This is a genomic window from Brevundimonas sp., assembly GCF_013823285.1.
GTDB lineage: Bacteria > Pseudomonadota > Alphaproteobacteria > Caulobacterales > Caulobacteraceae > Brevundimonas.
This window is the reverse complement of sequence record NZ_PNLV01000023.1, coordinates 19340-30373: the sequence shown is the minus strand read 5'-3', so window position 1 is coordinate 30373 and position 11034 is coordinate 19340. Positions and strand designations below refer to the sequence as shown.

The 11034-nt window shown below is 68.8% G+C and carries 11 protein-coding genes; 5 read left to right on the top strand and 6 right to left on the bottom strand.

Annotated features, from left to right (window positions below; translation table 11 throughout):
* The coding region (locus C0461_RS05355) for a hydroxyacylglutathione hydrolase C-terminal domain-containing protein (protein WP_292104609.1) at positions 1–327 on the top strand (327 nt) is incomplete at its 5' end.
* Here C0461_RS05355 and C0461_RS05350 read toward each other — a convergent pair.
* From C0461_RS05350 to C0461_RS05330, 5 genes are all read right to left on the bottom strand, one after another.
* The gene (locus C0461_RS05350) at positions 324–1118 is read right to left on the bottom strand and encodes a DUF4908 domain-containing protein (RefSeq protein WP_292104607.1); all 795 of its coding nucleotides are present in this window, start codon (positions 1116–1118) and stop codon (positions 324–326) included. The two genes, C0461_RS05355 and C0461_RS05350, sit on opposite strands and share 4 nt — an antisense overlap.
* Positions 1119–1166: 48 nt before the next feature.
* Positions 1167–1892: an acetoacetyl-CoA reductase gene (phbB, locus tag C0461_RS05345; protein ID WP_292104605.1), complete on the bottom strand. Its 726-nt coding sequence runs from the start codon at positions 1890–1892 to the stop codon at positions 1167–1169.
* 85 nt (positions 1893–1977) lie between these two features.
* Positions 1978–3210, bottom strand: a complete 1233-nt coding sequence (locus C0461_RS05340) for a PQQ-dependent sugar dehydrogenase (RefSeq protein WP_292104603.1) — start codon at positions 3208–3210, stop codon at positions 1978–1980.
* Between the two features lie 144 nt (positions 3211–3354).
* On the bottom strand, positions 3355–4422 hold the full coding sequence (locus C0461_RS05335; RefSeq protein ID WP_292104601.1) for a histidine kinase dimerization/phosphoacceptor domain -containing protein: 1068 nt from the start codon (positions 4420–4422) through the stop codon (positions 3355–3357).
* A 218-nt stretch (positions 4423–4640) separates the two neighbouring features.
* A complete protein-coding gene (locus C0461_RS05330) occupies positions 4641–4982 on the bottom strand; it encodes a hypothetical protein (protein ID WP_292104599.1) in 342 nt (113 codons plus the stop codon).
* A gap of 194 nt (positions 4983–5176) precedes the next feature.
* Here C0461_RS05330 and C0461_RS05325 point away from each other — a divergent pair, with 194 nt between their 5' ends.
* Positions 5177–6913 carry a type I secretion system permease/ATPase gene (locus C0461_RS05325; protein WP_292104598.1) on the top strand — a complete coding sequence of 579 codons (1737 nt, stop codon included), beginning with the start codon at positions 5177–5179 and terminating at the stop codon, positions 6911–6913.
* Positions 6910–8250, top strand: a complete 1341-nt coding sequence (locus C0461_RS05320; RefSeq protein WP_292104596.1) for an HlyD family type I secretion periplasmic adaptor subunit — start codon at positions 6910–6912, stop codon at positions 8248–8250. Before C0461_RS05325 ends, C0461_RS05320 begins: the two co-directional genes overlap by 4 nt.
* Before the next feature lie 10 nt (positions 8251–8260).
* On the opposite strand, the gene C0461_RS05315 is transcribed toward C0461_RS05320, so the two are convergent.
* On the bottom strand, positions 8261–8752 hold the full coding sequence (locus C0461_RS05315; RefSeq protein WP_292104615.1) for a helix-turn-helix domain-containing protein: 492 nt from the start codon (positions 8750–8752) through the stop codon (positions 8261–8263).
* A gap of 185 nt (positions 8753–8937) precedes the next feature.
* Between C0461_RS05315 and C0461_RS05310 the strand changes: the two genes are divergently transcribed.
* Positions 8938–9774, top strand: a complete 837-nt coding sequence (locus C0461_RS05310) for a thioesterase family protein (protein WP_292104594.1) — start codon at positions 8938–8940, stop codon at positions 9772–9774.
* A 78-nt stretch (positions 9775–9852) separates the two neighbouring features.
* Entirely contained in the window at positions 9853–11034 is a 1182-nt protein-coding gene (locus tag C0461_RS05305; protein ID WP_292104591.1) for an acetyl-CoA C-acyltransferase, read from the top strand.

Below are 11034 nucleotides of genomic sequence, written 5' to 3'. Positions count from 1 at the left end.
TTCGCCCTGGGCTGCGGACGGCTGTTCGAGGGCGCGCCGGAGCAGATGTGGGACAGCCTGACCCGACTGGCCGGCCTGCCGGATGACACCCGGGTGTGGTGCGCCCACGAATACACCGCCGCCAACGCGCGTTTCGCGCTGAGTCTGGGCGACCCCGGTCCTGAACTGGAGGCCTATGCGCGGGACGTCTTCGCCCTGCGCGAGGCCGGGCAGTCGACCGTCCCGACGATGATGGGCCGGGAGAAGCGCCTGAACCCGTTCCTGAACGCTCCGGATGCGGCCGCCTTCGCCGCGCTCAGGGCCGCCAAGGACGCGTTCAGGGGCTAGCTGCCCGCCAGGGTCCGCACGACCCGGGCCGATGAGGGGCGCCCCGCCGGCCCTTCGCGCGGATCGAGGGTGATGGTCAGGACGCCGCGAGAGAATTCCGTATGGTTCCGCGTGCCCTCGGTGATGACGATGCGGCGCACCTGTCGGGCCTGATCGCGCAGATTGGAGGCGCGCACCATGCGGGTCAGGGCCTCGACAGCGGCGGCGGCGGCCTCGGCCACCAGAGTCTCCGAGCCGGGTGAAATCTCTTCCGCCTCGAACACGACCAGATGCCCCACGGCCCGGCTCGCCACGTCGCTCTGGCGGACCATGAAATTGACAAGCTGGATAGGCGACAGGGCGGGTCGCCGCAGACCCGGGCCGGGTCCGGCCTGGGAGGCTGGCTCCCCGCCCGGCGCGCGGGGCGTATAGAGGGTCACCCCCCCCGAAGGCGTGGAGCGCAGGATAACGTCGCCCTGATCGTTGCGGTAGAGAATGTCGCCACGGGGCGCGGGCGTGGCCCGCAGAACCCAGACCTCCGGACTCTCGTCGAAGCGCAACAGGGGCCTGGCCCCGGAATGATCCAGGATGAAAGTCTCGCCGCCTTCCGTGACGTAACGACCCGGCGACGCCAGAGCGCGGGCGGGGCGCTCACGCAGATCCTGGCTCTGCTCCGCCTGGGCGTTCCCGCGCGGCTGGGTCCAGGCGTCGGCGGCGTCAGGGAAGCCCAGGACAGCCACGCCCGCAACGATGCTCGCCAGGGCGAGCGTCGTCGGTGACAGCGCAGCGCTGATCCGGGGTTCCGCGAACATTCTCAATCAGATGACTCGCAGCGAAGGCGGATTTTGGGCGCGCGCGTGTCAGCCCACCAGATACTGACCACCGTTCAGGGAAAGGGTGCAGCCTGTGACATATCCGGCACGCTCCCCCGCGAGCCACGAGACCATGTCCGCGATTTCCTCGCCTTTTCCGAGCCTCCCGACCGGAATCTGGGCCACGATGCTCTCCAGAACCTTGGGATCCATGGCGCCCACCATCTCGGTGTCGATATAGCCGGGCGCGATGCAGTTCACGGTCACGCCCTTCCTCGCATTCTCCAGCGCCAGGGCCTTTGTGAAGCCGATCATGCCCGCCTTGGCGGCGGAATAGTTGGTCTGGCCGACCTGGCCCTTCTGGCCGTTGATCGAGGAGATGTTGACGATGCGGCCGAAACCCCGGTCCCGCATGCCGCCGATCACCTGGCGGGTCATGTTGAACACGCTGTCCATGTTGACCCGGATCACGTCGGACCACTGGTCGGGGCTCATCTTGTGAAAGAAGCCGTCGCGGGTGATGCCCGCATTGTTGATCAGGATGTCGATGGGGCCCAGCTCGGCCTCGACCTCCCTGACCGCCCGTTCGCAATCCTCGAACGAGCCGACGTTGCCCTTGACCACCATGACGCCCAGTTCAGCGGCCGTGGCTTCGGCCGCGGCCGTGTTTCCGGAATAGCCGGCCGCCACCTTGATCCCGTCCTCGTTCAGGCGCTGAACGATCGCCTTGCCGATCCCCCGGGTGCCTCCGGTGACCATCGCCACTCGCGTCATGTGTGTTTCCCTATGTCCCTTGGCGGCCCTGTAACCGGGCCGCTCATGATTGTTCTAACGCAGCCGGACCGGCGGGTGAAGGCGATCAGTCCGCCCGGCGCAGGCGAACCAGCCGACCGTTCTGATCATCGGTGACCACATAGACTGCGCCGTCGGCGGCCACCGCCACGTCGCGGATGCGCGCGTTCAGACCGGTCAGCAGGCGCTCCTCGCCCACGACCCGGTCACCGTCCAGCACCAGCCGCGCCAGATGCTGGCCGGCCAGGCCCGACACCAGCAGATTGCCGTTCCAGTCGGGGAACATGTCGCCGCGATAGAACACCGCCCCGCCCGGCGCGATCACCGGGTCCCAGTAGTAGATCGGCTGGACCGTATCAGGGGCGGTGGTGGCGCCCTCGCCGATGGCGCCGCCGCGATATTCGATGCCGTAGGCCGCGATGGGCCAGCCATAATTCTCACCCGCCCGGGCGATGTTGATCTCGTCACCGCCGCGCGCGCCGTGCTCGATGCCCCACAGCTCTCCGGTCTCGGGATGCAGGGCCGCGCCCTGGACGTTGCGATGACCCCAGGACCAGATCTCCGGCAGGGCGCCGTCCTGGTCCACAAACGGGTTGTCGGCCGGAACCGAACCGTCGGCGTTGATGCGCACGATCTTGCCGAAGTGGGAGCCCAGATCCTGCGCCTGATCCCGCGTTTCAACAGACGAGCGCTCGCCCAGCGTCACATAAATCCGCCCCTCGCGGTCGAACACGATGCGCGAGCCGTAGTGCATGAAGTTGTCGTAGGTGGGCATGGCGCGGAAAATGGTCTGGACATTCTCCAGCCGCGAGCCGTCTTCGCTCAACCGCCCCCGGGCCACGGCCGTGCCGTTGCCGCCCTGTCGCGGCTCGGAGAAGCTCAGATAGACCAGCCGGTCACTGGCGAAGTCAGGGCTCAGCTCCACATCCAGCAGGCCCGCCTGACGATCCGACACCACATTGGGCACGCCGCTGATGGGCGCCCCGATCTCGCCTTCGGCGCTGACGAGCCGCAGGCGGCCGGGCTTCTCCGTAACCAGGAAACCGCCTTCAGGCAGGGGAACCAGACCCCAGGGGTTTTCCAGCCCCTCGGCCACCGTTTCGCTGGTCATCGAAACAGTGGTCTGCACCCCCGGCGCACGGGTCTGGCCCTCGAAGGCCGGCTGCTGGTTCGGGGCGTTCGCCGCGTTGGTCTCCACCGGGTCACCCGTCTGCATCGTGGAGGCGGTTTCGCCGTTTCCCCCGCACGCGGCGACCAGGGCGAAGACGGAGACGGCGGCGGTCAGGGCGGACAAGCGCATGGTCAAACTCCAGAAAGGGTGTCTTCAGGCAACGCGATGAAAGCGCCACCGTTCCGGTGACAGAAACCGCGCATGGCCGATTGATGCAAGGGCGGGGACCTCAACCGGTGGGATAAACGCGGAGCAGAGCCTCGCGAGACCTTCTCAGGTCGAAAGCTGGACGGTGGTCCGCTCGGGGAGCATGGCCGGCTCGGTCCGGACGTGAACGATGGAGACCGTGGTGCCGCCCTTGCCGGTTTCGACCTTCACCGCCGCGTGCAGCTGGCGGGCCAGGGATTCGATGATGCTGGTGCCCAGGCCGGGCGTGACGTTCTCCGGGCTTTTCGGCATGCCCACCCCGTCATCCCGCACCGCTAGAGTCCAGCCTTGCGCATCGGAGTCATAGGACACCAGAATCCGGCCGCCCCGCCCGCCGGGATAGGCGTGCTTGAGGGCATTGATGACCAGCTCGGTCACGATCAATCCCAGACTGACGGAGATGTCTCCGCTGGTGGCGCTGTCGTCGCCGACCACCTCCAGCTTGAGGCGTTCGGGATCAGGAATCATGGATGCCGAGATGCTGCGGCACAGCTGGGTCAGATAGGGCCGGAGCTCCACATCCCCCAGCCGCGAGGCGGCCAGTTGCTGCTGCAGGGTGGCGATGGACATCACCCGGCTGTGCGCGTCTTTCAGATGAAACCGGGTTTCCTCGGATTGCACCTTGCGGGCGCTCTGCATCAGGACGCTGGCGATGATCTGCAGGCTGTTGGCCACGCGGTGCTGGACCTCCTGCAGCAGGATGGCCTTCTCCCGCAGCAGATTGTCCTTGAACCTGTCGGCGGCGCGGACGTCGGTTAGGTCCGTCACCGCCACCAGCAGGCGGATGTTGTCCTCATCGGTCACCAGACGCCGGGCGTGGATGACCACGCAGCGCAGGCCGCGATCCGGGAGATCCAGCGTCATCTCATAGGCGTCCACCGCGGCATCGCTGCGCGCCGTGGCGGCCAGCAGAATCTGGAGCTGGGGCGAGCCCCATTCGCCGGCGCCCAGGCCCGGCATGGCCGAACCCGCCACAGCGGCGGCGTCCAGCCCGAAGGCGTCACAGAACGAGGTGCTGGCGGCGATGACCGTCTGATCAGCATCCAGCAGAATGACGGGGGCAAGCGAGGCCTTGATGACGGCCAGCCCCAGGCTGAGCGGACCTTCGGAATATGGAGGCGTGCGGGCAGCCATGGCTGGCCCTTTCCCCGCGTTCGGAGGCTCGCGAAGCGAAAGCCTTCCCCGGACGGGTTCGACGCGAGGCGTCGGCTATATTGTCTCGTATCTTGCCAAGTATAGCACAGTTTGTCCCCGGCAGGGATTAATCGGGCGATGGGCCTGTCGGATGGCGGGCGCGCATGGTCGCCACCGCCCACGCGCACAGCTCACGCAGCACCTCCATGTCCACGTCCTCAAGCCGGCTGATGTACAGGCATGAGACGCTGGTCTTCACCTTGCCGATCCGGGCCATGAGATCGGGTCGTTCCGTGAAGCCCGGTGATGTAGACGCTCAGGTTCGCCTTCCGGGGCGAGAGCCCGATGACGGGCCAGTCAGCAGGCTTCTTCGTCGTGTTGACATAGGTGTAGCGCCCGAAGCCGATGATGGACGGACCCCACGTCACCGGCGGTTCCCCGGTGATCCCGGCCAGCATGGCTGAAACCACGCGCGCATCCTCCCGACGGCGGGGTTGTTCGACCGCATCGAGGAAGGCCTCGACCGAGGCGTCGGTGGGCCGGGTCTTCAGGTCTGACATGCCCGCAGTCTACGCCCGGGGGCCCTTGCGCGCCATCCGGTCTCCGCTCCTTCATCGGGGCCGCCGTCTCAAGGGCGCATTGGCGCCCTGCCGGGATTGCCATATGAGTTGCTGTCCAGGGGCGAGAGGGTCGTCATGGTCGCGCCTGAAATGGCGGGATGATCAAGCAATGAGGCCCAGAGCGGCTAGCCGACGTGTTCAACCTGCTTCCCACATCCGCTGGCGCTGAACCGCTGAGGCAGGCCGTTCTGGCCTGTCGCACGCACCTCATCGGGGCGGCGGTGTTCAGCGCCCTGGTGAACCTGCTCTACCTCACACCCACCCTGTACATGCTTCAGGTCTATGACCGGGTGGTCCCCACCGGAGGGTTGACGACCCTCGTGCTGATCAGCGCCGTCGCCCTGTTCGCCCTGGCAGCCCTGGCGGCCCTGGACTGGCTGAGGGTGCGCATCCTGCTGCGGACCGGGTTGAAACTGGACCAGGCGCTGACCAGCCGCATTCTGGCGCGGAGCGTGGGCCTGCGGGGCGCGGCGCCCAACGTCCATGTGCTGCGCGAATTCGACCATGTGCGGACGGCCCTGAGCGGTCAGGGGACCCTGGCGGTTCTGGACGCGCCGTGGACGCCGATCTTCCTGATGTGCTGTTTCCTGCTGCACTGGTCCATCGGTTTTCTGACCCTGTTCGGGGGGCTGGTCCTGTTCGCCCTGGCCTGGTTGAACGAGCGCGACACCCGTGAGCGCATTCGCCACGCTTCGGATTCCGCGAGCGCCGCATACGCCGCCCAGGAAAGCCTGGCCGCACAGGCCGAGGTGGTGCGGGCGCTCGGCATGCGCGCCAACAGCATCGCGCGCCAGGCCGACGAACGGCGCCGGGCGGTCCAGCAGCAGGCGGACGCCAACATGGCGGGCGGGCGCTACACCGGGGCGATCAAATTCGTGCGGCTGACCCTGCAGTCCGCCGCGCTGGGGCTGGCGGGGTTTCTGGTGATCCGCGGACAGATGACGCCCGGCGCCATCATCGCTTCTTCCGTTCTGCTGAGCCGAGCCGTGGCCCCCATCGAGCAGTTGGTCGGGGCCTGGCCCGGTCTGGTGAAGGCTCACGCAGGCTGGCGGCGCCTGATCGAATTGTTTGACGCCACCGCAGACGTGGACCGTCCCCGGACCACCCTGCCCGCCCCCAAGGGACGGCTGGATGTTGAAGGCGTGTCGGTCCGCCTCACCGAAGCGGGGCCGGTTCAGTTGAAGGGCGCGACCCTGACCCTTGAGCCGGGCCAGACCCTCGGCGTCATCGGGTCCAGCGGTTCAGGAAAGACAACCCTCGCGCGGGTCATGGCCGGGGCGCTGATCCCGACCATGGGGGCGGTCCGCCTGGACGGCGCCGAGTACAGCGCATGGGACAGTGACGCCCTGGCCCGCCACATAGGCTATCTGCCCCAGACACCCAGCCTGTTCGCTGGCAGCGTGCGGGACAACATCTCGCGTTTCGCCGCGGCCACGGGCGCGCCGGCGGACCAGATCGACCGGGCAGCGGTCGAGGCGGCCCAGGCCGCCGGCGCGCACGACATGATCCAGCGGCTGCCGAAAGGCTATGACACCGAACTGGGCGCGTTCGGGGCCGGTCTGTCCGCGGGCCAGGCCCAGCGTGTGGCCCTGGCCCGCGCGCTTTACGGCGATCCCGTGCTGCTGGTGCTGGATGAGCCCAACTCGAATCTGGACCAGGATGGGGAAGCCGCCCTCATGACCGCCATTCTGGCGGCGGCAAGACGCGGGGCGGCTGTGGTGATCGTCGCCCACCGCGCCGGCGTGCTGTCGCGAGTCGACCACCTGCTGGTGCTCAAGGATGGCGCGATCCAGACCCAGGGGCCGCGTGAAGAGGTGCTCGCCCGCCTGAGAAACGCACGGGCGCCGACCCGGGGTGCGGCCAGTCAATGACGAAAGCCGCTTCATCCACCGCCCAGACGACGCCGCAATTGAGCCCTTCGCCCCGGTTCGAACTGTGGCTGGGCGGGACCATCATCCTTCTGTTCTTCGGGCTTTTCCTGGGATGGGCGGCGTTCGCGCCGCTGGACGCCGGCGCCTATGCCCCTGGCCAGGTGGCGGTGTCGGGCAACAGGCAGGCGGTGCAGCACCCGGACGGCGGCGTGGTCGGCGCCCTGCATGTGGCCGAGGCGGACCAGGTGGAGCGCGGGCAGGTCCTGCTGGAGATCAACGCCGGCAGCCTGCGCTCAATTGAACGCGGCGTGGCCGGGCAAGTCTACGCCCTGCTGGCCCAACGGGCGCGCATGATCGCCGAACGGGACCGGCTGCCGGCCATCCCGACGCCCGGGATCTTCGCAGATCTGTCGGGCGATGACCTCGTCCTGGCGCAAGAGGCGCTGGCGCTGCAACAACGCCAGTTCATGGCGCGGGGAGCGGGCCGATCCACCGAAAGCGGCGTGCTGCGTCAACGGATCAGCCAGCTTGAGGACCGCATGGGCGGTCATCAGAGACAGCTGGAGTCCAACCGCGAACAGCAGCGCCTGATCCTTGAGGAGCTGGAGGGCATGCGCTCGCTGGCGGCGCAGGGCTATGCGCCGCTGAACCGGGTCAGGGCGCTGGAACGGACCGCTGCGTCGCTGGACGGTGAGGAAGGCGCCCTGATCGCGCAGATCGCCGCCGCCCGCGAGCAGATCGGCGAGACGCGGCTGCAGATGCTGGGCGTGAACACGCGTCTGGACGAAGACGTGGCTGATCAGCTGCGTCAGGTGGAGGTCCAGCTTAACGAGCTTCAGCCGCGCCTTTCAGAACTGCGCGCGCAGATCGCCCGGGCCCAGGTGCGCAGCCCGGCGACCGGCCAGGTCGTGGGGCTGAGCGTCTTCACCCCCGGTGGAGTGGTGCAGCCGGGTCAGGTGCTGATGGAGGTGGTGCCGGCGGACGCGTCGCAGGTGCTGGTGGCCCAGGTCGATCCCGCCGACATCGACAGCGTGCGCATCGGACTTGAAACCGAGGTGCGTTTCCCCGGTCTTCGCGAGGAGGTTCCTCCCATCGTGCGCGGCCGGGTCACCAGCGTGTCCGCCGACAGCTTCACCGACGAACAATCCGGCCAGAGCCATTTCCGCGTCGAAGTGGTCGTACCGCCCGAAGAGCTGGCCAGGCTTGGCCCGGCCGCCCGGGGCATACGCCCCGGCATGCCGGTGGAGGTGGTCATCCTGCTGCGGAGGCGGACGGCGTTGTCCTATCTGGTCGAACCCCTGACCCGGAACCTGTGGCGATCCGGCAGCCAGCAGTAGCGCGGACTTTCTAGGCCGCGTCCTTGGGGGCCAGCACGTCGCCGACGGTGGGGCGGTCCGCGCTGAGCACCAGCGCCAGATCGCGCGGGCGCACCACCTCGCCGCAGCAGCCGCAGGCGATGCGCGGCTCCAGCGAATGGCCGCAGGTCTTGTGGATCATGTCCACGCCGGAATCGCTGTCGCCATACAGGTGCTTGGCGCCCCAGGCGTGCAGGGTCACCAGAACCGAATACAGGTCCTTGCCCCGCGCGGTCAGGATGTATTCGTTGCGGGGCGGGCGTTCGGAATACAGGTGCGGCTCCAGCACCCCATGGGCCACAAGGGTCTTGAGGCGCGCTGCCAGCACGTTGCGCGCCACGCCCAGACGCTCCTGCCACTGCTCGAAGCGGGTCACGCCCTGAAAGGCGTCGCGGATCACCAGCAGCGTCCACGGATCGCCGATCACCTCGAGGGTGGCGGCGATGGAGCAGCTCTGGCGGGAGTAGTCGGCTGTGCGTCCCATACCGAACAAGGTGACGTTGCGGCAGGCTTTTGACAAGTGGGTTGCGATTCAACACCCATTGAGTCAGTCTTGTTTGGCAACGGACATCGCAGCGCATGACGCGCCGCGGCGTTCCTGCGTCCCTCGACTTGCGGGCGGAGGCCCTTCCGCCGGTCTCCGCCCGTCTTTCTGATATGTCGCTGCCCATGACCGATTCCGCAGACCATCCGCTGACACGCGCTTTGGCCCTGACGCCCGCGGGTGAGGCCCTGACCGCCGAGTTGTCCGGCGAGTTCTCCAACGGCCCCATCGGGGCGCCGCCCGAGGCGGGGTTTCCGTTCGGCGGACTGCTGGCGGCCCTGTGCGCAGGGGCCATGCGGCAGGGGCTGGAGATCACCGGACCGCTGCGGACCCTGACCGTGCAGTATCTGGCGGCGGCGAAATATGGGCAGGCGCTGGCGTTCCGACCCCGCCTGCTGCGCGGCGGACGCACCGTGGCCTATTCGGCGCTGGAGGCCGGACAGGGCGAGCGCCTGACCCATCACGCCACGGCGACCTGGGGACGGGACGCAGATGCAGTCGCCCTGACGCCCCTGCATGCGCCCCCGCCGCCGCTGGACAGCCTGGACCCGGCCCGGAAGCTTGAGGGGCCCATGCGGCCGCGGTTCACCCAGCATGTGGAGTTCCGCTTCGACGGCGGCCCGAACATCCTGGGCGGCAACGAGGGCCGCGCGGCGGTGGAGCGGGTGTGGATGCGCACCAATGACGGGGCGCCGCTGGATGAGCTGCGCCTGTGCTACCTGCTGGACGCGCTGTATCCGCCGTCGTGGACCGCCATGAAGGCGCCGCCGATGATGACCACGGTGGATCTGCGCTACGACATCCTGGCCACGCCGACGCCCGAAACCGCACCGGACGGCTGGGCCTTCTTCGAGTTTCGCATGCTGGACCTGGGTCTGGGCTGGACGGTGGACGACGCGGTGTGTTGGGGCGCGGACGGCACGCCGCTGGCCCTGTCGCGGCAGCGGCGCAAGCTGCTCTGAGCCGGCCGCCCGCCTTTCGCTGACGCCGCCCCGTGAATATATGAGCCGCAACACACCATAGCCGCCCAGGAAACCGCCATGTCCGATCCCGTCGTCATCTGTTCGTTCGCCCGCACCCCCATGGGGGGCTTCCAGGGCGTCTTCACGGGGGTGAAGGCCACCGAACTGGGCGCGACCGCCGTCAAGGCGGCGGTGGCGCGCGCCGGGGTCGAGGCGGCGCGGGTCGAGCAGATCGTGATGGGCTGCGTCCTGCCCGCCGGGCTCGGCCAGGCGCCGGCGCGTCAGGCGGCCATCGGCGCCGGGCTGGGCCGCCATGTGGAGGCCACGACGGTCAACAAGATGTGCGGCTCGGGCCTGCAGGCGGCCATGATGGCGCACGACGCCCTGAAGGCCGGCAGCGCCGAGATCATCGTGGCGGGCGGCATGGAGAGCATGACCGGCGCCCCCTACGTCATGGCCAAGCACCGGGGCGGGGCGCGCATCGGTCACGACGTGATCTCCGACACCATGTATCTGGACGGTCTGGAGGACGCCTATGAGCCCGGCCGCCTGATGGGGTCCTTCGCCGAGGAGGCGGCGCGGCAGTACCAGTTCACCCGCGAGGACCAGGACGCCTACGCCATCGAGAGCCTGAGCCGCGCCAACGCCGCCATCGCCTCGGGCGCCTTCGAGGCCGAGATCACTCCGGTGGAGGTGACCAGCCGCAAGGGGACCGAAACGGTCTCGGTGGACGAACAGCCCGGCAAGGCGCGCCCCGACAAGATCCCGACCCTGAAGCCCGCCTTCGCCAGGGACGGCACCATCACGGCGGCCAACGCCAGCTCGATCTCGGACGGCGCGGCGGCGCTGGTGATGACCCGCGAGAGCGTGGCCCGGGCCCTGAACCTGCCCATCGTGGCCCGGGTCGTGGCCCACGCCGCCCACGCCCACGAGCCGGGCCTGTTCACCACCGCCCCGGTCCCGGCCATGAAGAAGGCGCTGGAGCGGGCCGGCTGGAGCGCGTCGGAGGTGGACCTGTGGGAGGTCAACGAGGCCTTCGCCGTGGTGGCCATGATCGCCATGCGCGAGCTGGACATCGACCACGCCCGGCTGAACGTGCACGGCGGCGCCTGCGCCCTGGGCCACCCCATCGGCGCGTCGGGGGCCCGGGTCCTGTCCACCCTGCTGTCAGCCTTGCAGGCGCGGGGCGGCGGCAAGGGCATGGCGTCCCTGTGCATCGGCGGCGGCGAGGCCGTGGCCATGGCGGTCGAGATGGCCTGA